This window comes from Trueperella sp. LYQ141 (assembly GCF_046599555.1).
In the GTDB taxonomy this organism is placed as follows: Bacteria; Actinomycetota; Actinomycetes; order Actinomycetales; family Actinomycetaceae; genus Trueperella.
This window is the reverse complement of the sequence record NZ_JBKIWQ010000003.1, coordinates 139,521-154,683: the sequence shown is the minus strand read 5'-3', so window position 1 is coordinate 154,683 and position 15,163 is coordinate 139,521. Positions and strand designations below refer to the sequence as shown.

9 protein-coding genes are annotated in these 15,163 nt (G+C 54.2%); 8 read left to right on the top strand and 1 reads right to left on the bottom strand.

Features of this window, described 5'->3' with window-relative positions; genetic code table 11:
- The first annotated feature begins 712 nt into the window (after positions 1-712).
- From ACLHIJ_RS03660 to ACLHIJ_RS03625, 8 genes are all read left to right on the top strand, one after another.
- The gene (locus ACLHIJ_RS03660) at positions 713-6,334 is read left to right on the top strand and encodes an Ig-like domain-containing protein (RefSeq protein WP_411298487.1); all 5,622 of its coding nucleotides are present in this window, start codon (positions 713-715) and stop codon (positions 6,332-6,334) included.
- 643 nt (positions 6,335-6,977) lie between these two features.
- Complete coding sequence (locus tag ACLHIJ_RS03655; RefSeq protein ID WP_411296021.1) at positions 6,978-7,931, top strand: aldo/keto reductase; 954 nt, start codon at positions 6,978-6,980, stop codon at positions 7,929-7,931.
- A gap of 138 nt (positions 7,932-8,069) precedes the next feature.
- A complete protein-coding gene (gene tig / locus ACLHIJ_RS03650; RefSeq protein ID WP_411298486.1) occupies positions 8,070-9,641 on the top strand; it encodes a trigger factor in 1,572 nt (523 codons plus the stop codon).
- Between the two features lie 247 nt (positions 9,642-9,888).
- Positions 9,889-10,533 (top strand): ATP-dependent Clp protease proteolytic subunit, encoded by a 645-nt coding sequence (locus tag ACLHIJ_RS03645; RefSeq protein WP_411296023.1) that lies wholly within the window; start codon positions 9,889-9,891, stop codon positions 10,531-10,533.
- A gap of 35 nt (positions 10,534-10,568) precedes the next feature.
- Positions 10,569-11,234 carry an ATP-dependent Clp protease proteolytic subunit gene (locus tag ACLHIJ_RS03640; RefSeq protein ID WP_411296261.1) on the top strand — a complete coding sequence of 222 codons (666 nt, stop codon included), beginning with the start codon at positions 10,569-10,571 and terminating at the stop codon, positions 11,232-11,234.
- Positions 11,235-11,347: 113 nt separating this feature from the next.
- Positions 11,348-11,494, top strand: a complete 147-nt coding sequence (locus tag ACLHIJ_RS03635; protein ID WP_411296024.1) for a hypothetical protein — start codon at positions 11,348-11,350, stop codon at positions 11,492-11,494.
- Positions 11,495-11,496: 2 nt separating this feature from the next.
- Positions 11,497-12,780, top strand: coding sequence for an ATP-dependent Clp protease ATP-binding subunit ClpX (gene clpX, locus ACLHIJ_RS03630; RefSeq protein ID WP_411298485.1), 1,284 nt, complete (start codon positions 11,497-11,499; stop codon positions 12,778-12,780).
- A 42-nt stretch (positions 12,781-12,822) separates the two neighbouring features.
- Positions 12,823-13,140 carry a chorismate mutase gene (locus tag ACLHIJ_RS03625; protein WP_411296026.1) on the top strand — a complete coding sequence of 106 codons (318 nt, stop codon included), beginning with the start codon at positions 12,823-12,825 and terminating at the stop codon, positions 13,138-13,140.
- An 84-nt stretch (positions 13,141-13,224) separates the two neighbouring features.
- Here the strand turns inward: ACLHIJ_RS03625 and ACLHIJ_RS03620 are convergent, their stop codons facing one another.
- Positions 13,225-15,054, bottom strand: coding sequence for an AMP-dependent synthetase/ligase (locus tag ACLHIJ_RS03620; RefSeq protein WP_411296027.1), 1,830 nt, complete (start codon positions 15,052-15,054; stop codon positions 13,225-13,227).
- Between the last annotated feature and the right edge of the window lie 109 nt (positions 15,055-15,163).

Sequence of the window (15,163 nt, the reverse complement as noted above, 5' to 3'; positions counted from 1 at the left end):
GTGTGGCGACGCTGAGATGTGGCAAGAGCGTTCCGGGAAAGCACGCGGGCTGAAAATATGGCGCGCGGGCACGGCTGGAGGGTTAACGCGGCACGTGAGGAAACGTCGAAATATCAAAATGCCTAATGTCTAGTGCGGCGTGATACGTATGAGCTAGTGGTGGCTTAGTTTTTGACTTAGTGTGCCGTAGATAAAAGTAAAATAGCGCATTAATCCAATGAGGTGCTCGCCTGCAGTATTGGGATATAGGCGGATATGCGCATGGTAGATCGTGTGGATATATTGCGTTGAGGTGCGGGTAAGGTGTATGGCTAGTGGCAGGAATAAGCCCGTCAGGCTGCCAATAATATGTGGATGGTCGAGATAAATACTGTGAAGGAGCAAACTGGCGTTCTTTGAGATATGCCTACAGAATTTCCGGTACGGCAGATGCGTCGTGAGTTGGGCGGCCAGTGGTGGATATGCCGATGTGGGTAATGAGCAGAAGATAGAACCTTGGGGATTAAAGGTCGTATTTTCGATAAATCCAATTGTTGCGGGGCGGGATTTCCCTGAATATGAGATGATTCCTCGAAACTATTGCGAAAGGGCTTTCGCTAGGATAATCTGCAGGTAGTGCGACTAAGAACGAAGGTAGTTTTCGGTCGTACCATCCGGTATTGCGCACTGTAACGATGACGTTACGGGCGTGTACATCAACCTGAGGAGCATTATGCGAAGTCATCACTGGACGAGTACAGCCTCAGCACAGAAAAGAATGCGGCGGATGATGGCCGCAGGTTTGGTATGTCTGCTCCCGCTTAGTCTCACTGCGACAGCACACGCGGATCCCATCGCCAATCCTAATTCTGCGCTAGGTTATCCGACTTTCCACGGGGATAATGATCCCGTTCCGGCTGCCCCAGCCGCATACGATCCTAGCCATTCCTACCTTGGTGCGATTTTTGACGCTGACGTCAAGGCAGGTGCAGGAACATCCATTGATAAAGATTTCTGGATTGACGCCATGCTCGCCCGACGCGGCGCCGATCCGACAGGAACTGGCGCTACGGATACCGGCACGTATAAGTACGAGGGCGCTGACCACAATGAATACCTCTTCTCTCGTGGTCGAGCGGCTTTTATGAAGACCCATATTCCAGATCAACTCGGATTCATGGGGGATTTGGCGTACTGGGAGTCCATTGATGGACGCCCGGGTTTCGATATCAAGCTATCCGTCGGGGATAAAACCTTGACGATGAAAGAAGACCCAACGCAGCGCAAACAAACTCCGAGCTACTTCACCACAGTATTTACTGCGGCTGAATCGGATATTAGCGTGCGTGAAGTCAAGTACATGACGGAAAACAACGTGCTGGTTGCTGAGCTGCAAATGAGCTCTCCAAGTGGTGCGACGGTTACCGTTACCGCGAGTAGCCCCTACGCCACTACTGCGAACGAGCAGGGTAACGAGCTGAGCGGGGTCGTACGGGTACAAAACAATCTGACAACAATTTATCCGCGCTTCTCAGGCACCGACATGAAAGCTGCGGATGCTAAGCTCGTCGGCACATACACCCTGGGCGCTGGCGCTGTGACGCGCACAAAGATCCAGCTTGGATTGATTGCTCCAGAGTTGCCGTTATCTCAAACAGAATATGAGGCGCGAGCAACCGGAGATCTGCGCGATCCGGCAGCCTCTTACACGGACCACGTTAAGGCATACAACGCCTGGTGGGTAGCCAATATCCCGTACGTGGAAACCGGCGATGCCACGCACAATATTGATAAAACAATTTTCTATCGTTGGTGGCTGACTCGTTTTAACTTCCTCGATGCAGATATGCCAGGAAATACTTTCCAGTTCCCCACAGCAGTGGAAGGAGCTTTGGGGTACAACAATGCAATCGTGTTAACCACGGGCATGTTCCTCAACGATGTGAAATACCTGCGCGATCCGGCATACGCCTACGGCACGTGGATTAGTGCTGGTGAAGCTGCGAAAGACGGCAAACAATACATTGATAATCCCGGCGATCCAGCTAATTGGCGGCACTCGTACACCCAATACATCACAGATGCTGCTTGGGAATCATATAAGGTTCATGGTGGTCCAACCCAGGTAGCTGATGCATTGGGAACCTATGGTGCGGCCGACGTCAATGGCTTGCTTAACTCCCACTCCGAACCAATCGCTGCCGATAATCAAAACGACAATAAGAACTACCTGATTGACTGGTCCTGGGCATCGATGACGGGTAATGACGCGGATGCGGTGTCATTCGATCAATTCCCCGGAGAGCGAATGGATCGGCCAGAAACCGCGAATCTCTGGGCAAATGCCCGAGCTGCAGCGCAGGCCTATGAAGCAGCCGGCAATACTGCCGGCGCTGCACAGATGAACGACATTGCCGGAAAGATCCAGCAGAATCTGATGAGTGAGCTGTGGAATTCCGATCAGAAGTTACTGCTCTCGAAGTACATTGGTAAGCACAATGGAACCTGGGCGAAGTGGAAGGAAATCAATAACTACTTCCCGTATGCCGTCGGTATGGTTCCGATGGGGAATGCTGATTATGACTCGGCACTGAGACTATTTGCAGACGCGGATCAATACCCGGTGTTCCCGTTCTTCACCGCTAACCAAGCAGACAAGAAAGAATTTGAAGCGGGCGGTGGCCAAGGCTCCAATAATTTCTCGGTGATTAATTCGACGATGTTGTTCCGAATCTACGATGGAGCTATTCGTCATTATCACGCTGCAGAAAATGGCTATATTACAAACGAACAGTTCAAGAAGCTGTTGTATTGGAACGCTTTTGCCCACTATCAAGGTGGCGATAACCGCTATCCCGATCAAAATGAGTTCTGGAATACGGCTACCGGCGCTGATGGCGGAAAGATCGAATACCGATCCTGGATCCACCATACCCAGCTCGGTACGACGAACTGGACCATGATTGAAAGCGTGGCAGGTCTGGTTCCTCGCCAAGATGACGTCATCGAACTGAACCCAATCGTCATCCCCGGCTGGGAGCACTTTACCGTTAATAACTTGTCCTACCACGGCAAAGATCTGACGATCGTATGGAACAACGACGGGCATTACACCGCTCCGGCTGGATACTCCATCTATCTTGATGGAAAGCTGGCAGCAACGGTCGATCGCCTAGCCCATATTCGTTACAACCCGAACAGCGGAACGGTTGAGGTAGCAGATCAGTCCGGGGCAAAGGTCACCACGGCAAACACAACCGGGCTCGGAACAGCCAATAGCGTCACCTATGACAGCACCTCGCGGATTACGGAAATGTTCGCGCGGGCTGGGCGCAATATCGACCCAGCAGCAGCCAGCCAAACTGACGTGGCGCGCGGTGCCGCAATTGAAGCAAGCTATTCCGCGCAGGGGCATGGTGCGGAATATGCGGTGGATGGTCGAACTGTCCATGAACTGTTCTGGGGGAGTGCCGGATCGCCAAATGCGACGGACTCACTGACCCTGACCTTCCCAAGTGCCCAAACGATTGATGACGTGCGGCTCTTCTTCTACCAGACCTCCTCGTCGGCCACGGTATCCGGCTATGCCGAACCGTCGGTATATACCCTGGAATACCAGGACGCCAGCGGAGCATGGAAGACGATTCCCGATCAGGCTCGCACCCCGATCTATCCGCAACCGAATTACAATCACATTCAATTCCCAGCCATCACCACCCAAAAGTTGCGTGTGAATCTGACGCATGCGGCTGGATTTAAGACCGGCGTTAAGGAAATTGAAGCCTTCCATACGGGTATTGCCGCTGGGCCGAGCACGAACCAGGCTCCATCGGTAAGTGCATACGTGGCTGCGAACACCTCTGCGGGGGCACAGCTTATCGGTCAGGTGAAGGACGACGGATTGCCAGCGGGGACGATAGCGGCCACCTGGGAGATGGTCTCTGGGCCGGCAGGTGCAAAGGTAAGCTTTGCTGACCCGCATGCGGCAAGCACCACCGCAACATTCCCTGTCGAGGGCGAATATGAGCTCAAACTCAGTGCAACCGATGGAGAAAAGAGTGCGGAAACGACGCTCAAACTTCACGGCATCCCCTCCGATGGTACGGTGAATATTGCACCACAAGGCACGCCGAAAGCCTCCAGTATTAACACATATCTGCCAAAAGATAACGTCAAGGTTGTCAACGATCTCAAGGTGGATCCGGCTGGATCAAAGCCGAATATGAGCTGGAATAACTGGGGTCAAGGCGATAAAGAACCGTGGGTGCAATACACATGGGCAGCTCCGGTGCCCCTCGCAAAGGCAGCGCTCTACCTATGGAGTGACGGTGGTGGCGTGCCAATGCCTGCTGCTTGGAAGATTCAATATTTTGATAAAGCAAGCGGAAAGTGGACCGACGTCACCCTGAAAGAGGGCGCTTCGTATGATGTGTCCAAGGGTGAAGCCTTGACAGTCCCGTTCCAGACCGTATGGAGTGATCAACTGCGAGTACTGTTCACGCCCAAGCCCGATCAGGCCGTAGGTATCAGTGAATTTGAGGCCTATGCCGTCGATCCTAATGGAGTGGAAGAGGTTGCTCGGATGGTCCCAACTGGATCACAACCAGATGCGCTGAAACTGCCTCAAACCGTGTCAGTGTCCTATCCTGATGGGACGCGAGCCAATTTGGCTGTGATCTGGCCGGAAGTTACTGCCGATCAGCTAGCATCCGATGGTGAGTTCACCCTCACTGGAACGGTCGTTGGATCCTCACGGACTGCCAGCGCACATATCTCAGTTAAATCTGACGCGAATTCTGCGTTTAACAATGGGGTGAATTCTATCCTGCCAGTTGAGCAAAGCGTTGTTCAGGGCAGTGCGCAACTAACTCCGCCGCCAACGGTCACTGGGCGTTACATGAACGGTGGCACGCAATCTGGGCTGAAAGTTACCTGGAATAGCGAGCAGCTTGCAGCCGTGAATCTCAATGCCGTCGGTGATTACACCGTCTCAGGCGTGGTAGAAGGGACGAGCGCTCCGGCTACTTTGACGGTACACGTCATTCCAGGGCGAAATGTTACTCCGCCAGAGAAACTCGAAGGGTGGATCGAGCCTAAGGCAAGCTCGGTAACGACCTCCGTGGCGGCATCGTGGTCGCCAGCAGCCGGCAAACTCAACGACGGTATCGTAGTTGATGACACCTGGCCGACGCAGGACGATCAGGACGTCAATGCGAAAGTCTGGGGCACGTGGGGGCAAGCGGTAGACGGTATGTATGCCGAATATCGGTGGCCGAGCAGCGCGCTAATTGACACCTCGCGGGTTATGTTCTGGGCGAATATGACCGAACGTGACGAAAAGCGCGGCGGGCTGGAGATCCCGGATAGCTGGGAGATTCAGTACTACGATTCTGCCGATGGCACCTTCAAGCCGGTTAAGGACGCGAAATACACCACGGTACGAAATGATCCGTCACGCCATGCCACCGAAGCAGGCGGATGGTCGGTAGCGACCTTTACCCCAGTTGAGACAAGCCGGTTGCGACTGGTTCTGCATCCACATCTATCGGATTCTGCAACCTTTGGAACGGCTGTTGCCGAGTGGCAAGTTCATGCTTTGGCAGAGCAGCCGGCAGTGGATAAGAGTGGGCTGCATGCGGCTCTCGCTGGGGCAGCAGCCTTGCAGCAGGAACGCTACACACCAGAATCATGGGCGGCTTTTGCCGATGTGGTAGCACGCGCGCAGGCAGTGTATGACGATCCGGCGGCGGACCAAAAGAGCGTTGATGCGGCAGCAGCTTCTATCGCTGAGGCACAGAAAACGCTGGTTCTTCTCGCAGATAAGAGCGCGCTTATTGCAGCTATTAACGCAGCACATGCCTTAGATTCTGGCCAATACACCCCGGAATCCTGGGCGCAGCTCGCGGCTGCTGTACAGCAGGGACAGACCGTCGTCGATAATCCGCAGGCCACGCAAGATGAGATTGATCGATCGCGTGCAGCAATCGACGCAGCCCGCGCTCAGCTCGTTGGCCGTGCGCCGACGCCCAGTGTGGACAAGGCGGAGTTGAAATCGGCGCTGGATCGCGCGGTGGGCTTGACGCAATCGAATTACACGGTGGCTTCCTGGCAGGCACTCCATGACGCAGTGCTAGCAGCCCAGGGAGTCATGGCGGATGAACAAGCCACGCAAGCGCAGGTTGATGCAGCGCTCCAGGCGCTACTGGACGCGATAACTCAACTGGTGCCCACTAATAGCTCAGCTCCTGGTGGAGCGCTAGTACATACCGGCGTGTCGGTAGTTGGAGTGTCTCTCCTCTCGCTCCTTTTGCTCGGCAGCGGTTGGATGTTAGTACAACGTCGACGCGTGAACTAACGTCATGATGTGCGCTGCGGCGGGGAAGTGAGGTCCCCGCCGCAGCGCCATTTTATACGACGGCAATCGCGCCTATCCTCGCGATTATGGGCAGCAAGAGAAGAAGAGTTCGGAAGGCAAGGATGGCACGTATTGCAATGCGAGGTGCTAGCTAGGCGAGGCAGTAGGCACTGGGCAGTGCGCTCGTTAGCGCGCTAGCGCCATGCGATGGTGACGGCGAGGAGTGCTAGAGCGAGGAGTGCTAGAGCGGCAGCGGTAGAGCAGCGACGGGCAAGGTCTTTAGCCTCGGTAGGCAAGGTCTTCAGCCTCGGCGCGATAACGCACAGCGAGGTAGAACGTCAGTACTGCACAATGAAAACAATCGGCGTCGCACAATGGCGACAATATGAACAAGATGTCGCAGCCCGCCCTCGGGCATTACCGCATTAGGGTGGAAACTGCGAGCACTGCTGTGTATCGCGCCAATAAGTATCAGCGAAAAATCGAATCTGGATACGCCGTAACACATTACGATGTGCCATATAACAGTATCCATACGCGGTAACGTCATTATGCGGGTCGGTTTGTGTTGTATGGCGTCGTAGCGCATTACGGTGGTCGTATCGCACGTGGAAAACGAGATAGCAAAGGAGACGAGAGCGAGATGGAATATCGCCGGATGGGGCGCTCGGGCCTAGTGGTATCAGTTCTGGGGTATGGGGCGAACAATCTTGGTCGTCGCGGAACAGCCAGTGAGGATTTTGCTGGTGCGCAAGCGGTTATCAACACCGCCTTAGATCTGGGTATCACCTATTTTGACTCAGCAAACGTATATGGCAAAGAACCAGGGCTATCAGAAGAAATTTTGGGGCGCGCCCTGGGATCGCGTCGATCTGAGGCGGTTATTGCCAGCAAGTTCGGTATTGCACGTGCTGGCGAAGCAGAGTATCAAGCTCGCGGATCGCGCCGGTATATGATCGAGGCTTTAGAGGAATCTTTGCGGCGCCTCGGTACGGATTATATCGACCTGTATTACTATCACACCCCAGATCCGCAAACCCCGTTAGAAGAGACGGCAGAAGCGCTCAATACTGCTGTGCAGCAAGGAAAGATCCGGTATTGGGGGATCTCCAATCTGGCTGGATGGCAGACGGCGACGATTGCCCAGTATGCCGCTGCGGGAACGCTGGTGGCAACCCAGAATCACTACAACCTCATAGACCGACGTGCCGAGCAGGAAATTTTGCCGGCTGCCGCACATTATGGGATTGGGGTCGTGCCGTATTTTCCGCTTGCGGCGGGGTTGCTAACTGGGAAATACACCGATCAATCTGATCCGAATGGGCGGCTGCAGCCAGGTAATCCGAAACTGGCAGCGGCTGATATGGAGCAATTGCGTCGCTATCAGCACTGGTGTGCGCAGCGGCAATACGATCAGGCCCAGGTGGCCATCGCGTGGCTGACTCATCGCCAGCCGGTGTGCTCAGTCATCGCTGGGGCAACTCGCCCAGAACAGCTCATTGCGAACGCGCGGGCGGTGGATCTAGTTTTGAGTGAAGCCGAGCTGGCTTCTTTGGATGAGATCTTCCCGCCAGCCCAGAAAGTGGCGTTGTTTTAAGCCTATGTGGTTGCTTTCATGGCAACGAATGCGGGCATTACCCGCGCAATGTTCTATTATTGAACGGTATCGAGTGCCACTATGGCACACCCGTGGGCGAGAGATGGCCCTTAACTAACTGAACGTGAGTGGAGAAGAGTGAAGCATAACGTAGAGTACTTGAGCGAGACTCGCGCCAAGCTGACTGTTGAAGTTCCAGCCGAAGAATTTGAACCGGCTTATGCCGCCGCCGCAAAAGAGGTGGCGAAGAAGGTAAATATCCCAGGTTTCCGCCCTGGTAAGGCACCGCGTCGCGTGCTGGAATCCAAAATTGGTCGTGGCTACATTATTGAGCAAGCCATTAACGACAACCTTGATACGTATTACCAGCAAGCGTTGACGGAAACGGGCGTGCGTCCGATGGCCCGCCCGCAGGTAAGTGTGGAAGAAGTTCCCGAGATGGCCGGTGCGGAGGATAGCACCGAACTCAAGTTCACGGTTGAAGTGGATTGCCGTCCGGAGATCTGGATGCCGAATCCGGCCGATTTTGCAGTGACCGTTCCCACTGCTCAGGTCACAGACGAAGACGTTGATCGTGAACTCGATCAGCTTCGTGAGCGCTTTGCCACCTTATCCAACGTGGATCGCCCAGCCGCACTCGGCGATTACGTCACGATTGATCTCGTTGCCACGATTGATGACGAGCAGGTTGATGACGTTGCTGGTATCTCTTACCGTATCGGTGATGGCAATATGCTGGCGAACCAGGATGAGGCTTTGACCGGCGCAAAGGCTGGTGATGAAGTCGTCTTTACCACGAAGCTGGCTGGTGGGGAGCACGAGGGCGAGGACGCCACCGTGACAATCACGGTCAACGGCGTCAAGGAATCGGTCTTGCCAGAAGCAGACGATGACTTTGCTCAAATGGCCTCTGAGTTCGATACGATTGCCGAGCTGAAAGAGGATCTGCGGAAGAATGCCGTCAAGGCTAAGGCAACCACCCAGCTTTCTGGGGCATACCAGCAGCTTCTGGATCACCTGTTGGCTGCCTCTGATTTCCCGTTGCCAGAATCGGTTGTGGAAGAAGAAGTTGCTAATCATATGCGCAGCGGTCATGAGAACGAGGATGAGGAGCATACGCAGCAGCTTCGCGCTGACGTAGAGCGCTCTATCCGCACACAGTTGCTGCTGGATACCTATGCAGAAGCCTTCGGCGTGGAAGTCTCCCAAGAAGAACTATTTGATTTCTTGGTTAGCCAAGCGCAAATGTACGGTATGGAGCCCAATGATTTCCTGCGTGCAGCAATGCAGGCGAACCAGATCGGCTCTTTTGCTGGGGAATTGGCTCGCAACAAGGCGCTCATGTCGGCCTTGCGCCTAGCAAAGGTGAGCGATGAGTCCGGCGCATCCGTGGATGTGGCTGCAGTGTTGGGTGAAGCTCCGGAGAATGAAAAGACTCCAGAGTTCACGGCTAAGCCGAGCGCGTCTTCACGGAAGGTGACTGCTAAGTCAGCGGCATCGGAGGAAAGCGCGAAGAAGCCGGCAAAGAAGGCTGCGCAGAAGCCTGCTGAGGTTAAGGCCGACGCCGAGGTGTTCAATCCGGCGGATCATACCGTTGACGAGGTGCTGGAATACGCACAGAATGCCGACGCGGAAGAGAAGGCCCGCCTGCTGGCCGCTGAGCAGCAGGGTAAGGCCCGCAAGACGCTTATCGCTAAGTTAGAGGCGTAATAGACGCTGGCGGCGGGAGATACCTGTGCGTATCTCCCGCCGCTTTATCATATTGAGGCCTACTGTGTGCCCCAAGCTAAGCGCAAGGGTGCAGTGCTCCCTACCGCAGGGGTACCGCTGATAGCCCTGCGCCATCAGCGAAAGCAGCCGATAAAAACCGACTGCGCGTCGGCAAGCGCGTTAGGGTCGAAATGCACAGAAAAGATCGTGTATCAGATAAGGGCACTGATCGAATGAAGGAGGAGGCATGACAATGCCACACGCAGCCGCTGAGGGGCAAGGATTTGGACTTGGCGACTCAATCTATAACCGGCTTCTTAAGGAGCGCATTATTTGGCTTGGTGATGAGGTAAATGACGAGATAGCCAATATGATTTCTGCGCAGCTCCTTCTTCTGGCTGCGGAAGATCCGGATAAAGATATCTACTTATACATCAATTCTCCCGGTGGTTCCGTCACAGCCGGTATGGCCATTTTGGATACTATGCAATACATTAAGCCGGACGTCGCAACGGTCGCGATGGGAATCGCTGCGTCAATGGCGCAGGTGTTGCTCAGCGCGGGGGCGCCCGGCAAGCGCTACATCACCCCACATGCTCGCGTTTTAATGCATCAGCCATTGGGCGGAGTGCAGGGAACGGCAACGGAAATTCGGATTAATGCTGATCTGATCTTGCAGATGAAGCAGCAACTATCCGAGCTCAACGCCCGCCACACCGGAAAGACGATTGAACAGATCCTGGAAGATTCCGACCGCGATCATTGGTTTACCGCGGAGGAAGCGTTGGAATATGGATTTGTGGATCATATTATTGAAAGCTCGTCTGCTGTTGTTGGCGGCGGGGGCGTGAATCGCTCAACGATGACTCAAACGCAGGAGGACGCACAATGAATCACCTCTTTGCCCAAAGCCAGGCACAAGCATACATGAGTGGAGATTATCCGGTATCTATGGCCGGAATTGGTGGGCAGATGCCAACGAACCGTTATGTTCTGCCAAACTTTGAAGAGCGAACTCCCTATGGGTATCGTCGGCAGGATCCGTATGCCAAGTTATTTGAGGATCGCATTATCTTCCTAGGTATTCAGGTTGATGACGCCTCAGCCGATGACGTAATGGCTCAGCTTCTGGTGCTTGAATCATTGGATCCAGATTCGCCGATCACGATGTACATTAACTCGCCCGGTGGATCCTTTACTGCAATGACTGCCATTTACGACACAATGCAGTATGTGAAACCGGAGATCCAGACGGTGTGCTTGGGTCAGGCTGCTTCAGCGGCGGCGGTATTACTTGCCGGAGGCGCACCAGGGCGCCGCTTGGCATTGCCTAATGCTCGAGTCTTGATCCATCAACCGGCGATCGAGGGGGCGCGGGGTCAGGCGTCAGATATTGCGATTATTGCTGATGAGATTGACCGGATGAATCAGTGGTTTATTGACACCATTGCTGAGCACACTGGTCAACCGAAGGAACAGATCGCAAAGGATATTTCGCGCGATAAGATCCTGACGGCAGAGCAGGCGAAGGCGTACGGGTTAGTCGATCAGGTCCTCGTCTCGCGTAAGTCAAGCCGCCAATTAGAAAGCTGAGTAGCCACTGGGTGGTTACGTGGTTGAAGCCAATGCTTAAGCGTAGCCGATAGGCAGCTACAGTATTGCGGCTACAGCCAACTAAATACAGAGAAAGCTGAACAGAATTCGGCGTGGTGATTGTGTCGCTGCGCCGAATTCGTTATTTCTGGCGTGCCAAAGTGGCAGTCCTGGGCTTTTTGCGGTGGAATGGGAAGGATCTATTTGCCGACGATTCGGCGAAATTCAGAACTCGTCCCGTTGACGATACCAGGAGGTAATTATGTCGCGCACGGCAGATGCGGCTGATACGCTCAAGTGCTCGTTTTGCCAGAAGAGTCAACGGCAGGTACGCAAACTCATTACTGGTTCTGGAGTGTATATCTGTAATGAATGTATCGAGGTGTGCAACGAGATCATTCAGGAAGAGTTAGGTCCTGGGCGGGAAGAGCGTTCTCGACGGGATCTACCAAAACCAAAAGAGATCTACGATTTTCTGAATGAATACGTCATCGGTCAACATGGCGCGAAACGGACGCTTTCTGTCGCCGTCTATAACCACTACAAGCGATTAGCTGCTCAGCATAGCGGGCCATCGGCTAGCACTGAGGATAAGAGCGATGAGGTGGAAATCGGAAAATCGAATATCTTGTTGCTTGGCCCGACGGGTACTGGCAAAACCTATATGGCGCAGACGCTAGCGCGACTATTAGATGTGCCTTTTGCTATTGCGGATGCGACGGCGTTGACGGAAGCCGGATATGTGGGCGAAGATGTCGAGAACATCTTGTTAAAACTTATTGAAGCCGCAGATCAGGATATTGAGGCAGCGCAACGAGGAATTATCTATATTGATGAGATTGATAAGATCTCGCGGAAATCTGAGAATCCTTCTATTACCCGTGATGTCTCTGGGGAGGGCGTACAGCAGGCGCTGTTGAAGATTATTGAAGGGACGGTAGCTTCCGTTCCCCCGCAGGGCGGGCGTAAGCATCCTAATCAGGAATACTTAACGATTAATACGGAGAATATCTTGTTTATTGCCGCGGGGGCATTCGCGGGGATTGAGGAGATTATTTCTTCGCGAACTGGGCGCCGCGGGATTGGCTTCGGTGCGGATCTGCATGAGGCGAAGAAACGCAATGAGCTGCTGCAACAGGCCACTCCGGAAGATCTCCATAAGTTCGGTTTAATTCCGGAATTCGTTGGGCGGTTACCTGTTATCGCCACTGTTGATGAGCTCAGTGAAGATGATCTGGTAGATATTCTGACAACTCCGCGCAATGCCCTGGCTAAGCAGTATCAGAAGATGTTTGAACTGGACAGGGTAAAGCTTGAATTTACCGACGAGGCGCTGCGCAAGATTGCGGCTGAAGCGATTGCGCGGGGCACTGGCGCTCGGGGTTTGCGTTCTATTTTGGAGCGTCTCCTGGGGGATTTGATGTTTGAATTGCCTTCGCGCCGGGACGTCGCACAGGTTATCGTCGATGCCGATATGGTTGATGGTAATGGTGAGGCGAGGTTAGTTCTGACGAATAGCCGAAAGAAAGGCACGAAATCAGCCTAAACGATAGGCGCGTTGTGGTGTGCAGCAGGGCTAGGAGGAGATATGGATACGCCAATTCCCAGTGCGTTAGAGACGTACCGTAAAACCATTGATAATTTGGACGCGGCGCTGGTACATATCCTGGCAGAGCGCTTTCGATGCACGCAACGAGTCGGTGTGCTCAAATCGGAGTATTGTCTGCCTGCTTCCGATCCGCAGCGGGAAGAAGAGCAGATACGACGTTTGCGTCGGCTCGCCGAAGAAGCCGAGCTGGATCCAGTGTTCGCTGAGAAATTCCTGCGCTTTATCGTCGCGGAAGTGATCCAGCATCATGAACGTCTCGCACAAGAACAAACCAAAAACGGTGGGCTCGAACGCTAGGTTCGAGCCCACCGGATCTGCCATATACGGTGGCAGGATCTGTGGCTGGTATGTGCGAGGAAGGCGCCAGCCACACGTTTGAGTTTAAGCGCTGTATAGCCGCTCAATATCGTCAGCGAAATCGCGCAATACTGCCGAACGAATGACCTTCATTGACGGCGTGAGATAACCATTATCAGTGGTGAAATCGATAGGCAAGATGGTGAATTTCCGGATGGATTCTGCGCGCGATACATGCTCATTCGTCCGTTTGACTGCGCGATCAATCGCAGCAATGACCTGCGGATCGCGAACAGCATCCGAAATGCTCATAGGGGGCAGCCCGCGATTTGACAGCCACTGGGGGAGGGCTTCAGCATCAAGCGTGACGAGAGCCGCAATAAAAGGTTTCTGATCCCCGAGGACGACCACCTGGGAGATGATCGGATGGGAGCGGAGTCGATCTTCGAGCTGTGCAGGAGCAACGTTCTTCCCGCCGGCGGTAACGATAATCTCTTTCTTGCGCCCAGTTACCCACACGAATCCTGCCTCATCAACGTTGCCAATATCGCCAGTGCGGAACCAGCCGTCATCGGTGAAGGATTCTGCGGTTGCTTCGGGATTGTTGCGGTACCCGCGGAATACGTGTGGGCCTTTGACGAGAAGTTCGCCGTCCTCGCCGCTGGTGACGTAACATCCAGGATAGGCTGGGCCGACGGATCCGATCCGCAGCGCGTGGGTGCGGTTAACCGTCGTGGGAGCGCAAGTTTCCGTCGCTCCGTAGCCCTCTAAAATCGGAATTCCGGCACCGTAGAAAAAGGAGCCGAGACGTTCGCCGAGTGGCGCTCCACCAGAGATGGCGTAACGTACCTTTCCGCCCATGATGGCGCGCAACTTAGAATAGACGGTGCGGTCGAAGAATTCTTGACGGGCACGGACCAATGCTGAGGGTTTTTCGCCACGTTGAATTGTGCGAGCGTATTCGATGGCCGCTCGGGCAGCCGTGCGGAACATACGGAGTTTGAGTCCGCGACGCGCATTGGCGTCGGCTGCATTGTAGATCTTTTCAAACAGCCGTGGCACTGCAAGGATGAACGTCGGTTTGAAGGATTGCATATCGCTAATGAGGTTCTTAGTATCGGGGCAGTATCCTACTCGCGGATATTCGGCGAACAGGATCGCCAGATTTAAGAACCGTGCAAAGACGTGTGCCATTGGTAAGAACAGGAGGGTGCGGGAGCCCTTTGACCCGAGCAGTTCGTGAAGCCCCTCATCTAACGGGGCGTTCAGCGCTGAATGAAGCATATTGCGGTGGGTGATTTCAACGCCTTTAGGGCGGCCTGTCGTTCCTGAGGTGTAGATGATAGTGAACAGGTCATCTGCTGTTAATGCGTTGATACGGCGTTCGATTTCGTCGTCGGGCACTGAACTGCCGGCAGAGACGAGATGACCTTGGGCGTCCTCAGCAAGCACAAAGACTTTTTCTAAGAGTCCAGATTCGCGGATAGAGTGCATGACGAGGGCCATTGCTTGGGTTTCGACAACCGCGAATCGGGCGGCGGAATCCTCGATAATCCAGCGGGCTTGTTCGCTGGAGGAGGTTTCATAGATTGGGACGGCCACTCCGCCTGCGCATTGTACAGCGAGGTCAAAAAGGGACCATTCGTAGGAGGTGTGTGACATGATGGCCACGCAGTCACCAGGCTGTAATCCGTGGGCAATAAATCCGCGGGCAACAGCGCACACTTCAGAGTAGAACTCTGACCAGGTAACTGGGCGCCAGGTTTCACCGAGCGTTGATTTACGTTCAATGCACACATTGTGGGGCTGTTCGTTAGCGCGCTGACACATGAGCGAGGGGACTGTCATGTCGTCGGTAATTGCTAGTTTTGCGGGGATATAGCTGACGCCTACAGTATCCAGGTAGCTCTCCACGGGCCTTCCTTTCCTGGCGGGGTGCTGAGCCCACGCCGAGAGTATCTGTACTTACCGTACCGTAAGTTAGGGTGAGGAGGGAGAACCTTGCGCAGATCCACTCATGAAA

Bases quoted from the DNA above. Each gene is read 5' to 3' on its own strand.
- ACLHIJ_RS03660 (WP_411298487.1), top strand. From the start codon at position 713: ATGCGAAGTCATCACTGGACGAGTACAGCCTCAGCACAGAAAAGAATG.
- ACLHIJ_RS03655 (WP_411296021.1), top strand. From the start codon at position 6,978: ATGGAATATCGCCGGATGGGGCGCTCGGGCCTAGTGGTATCAGTTCTG.
- ACLHIJ_RS03645 (WP_411296023.1), top strand. From the start codon at position 9,889: ATGACAATGCCACACGCAGCCGCTGAGGGGCAAGGATTTGGACTTGGC.
- ACLHIJ_RS03640 (WP_411296261.1), top strand. From the start codon at position 10,569: ATGAGTGGAGATTATCCGGTATCTATGGCCGGAATTGGTGGGCAGATG.
- clpX (WP_411298485.1), top strand. From the start codon at position 11,497: ATGTCGCGCACGGCAGATGCGGCTGATACGCTCAAGTGCTCGTTTTGC.
- ACLHIJ_RS03625 (WP_411296026.1), top strand. From the start codon at position 12,823: ATGGATACGCCAATTCCCAGTGCGTTAGAGACGTACCGTAAAACCATT.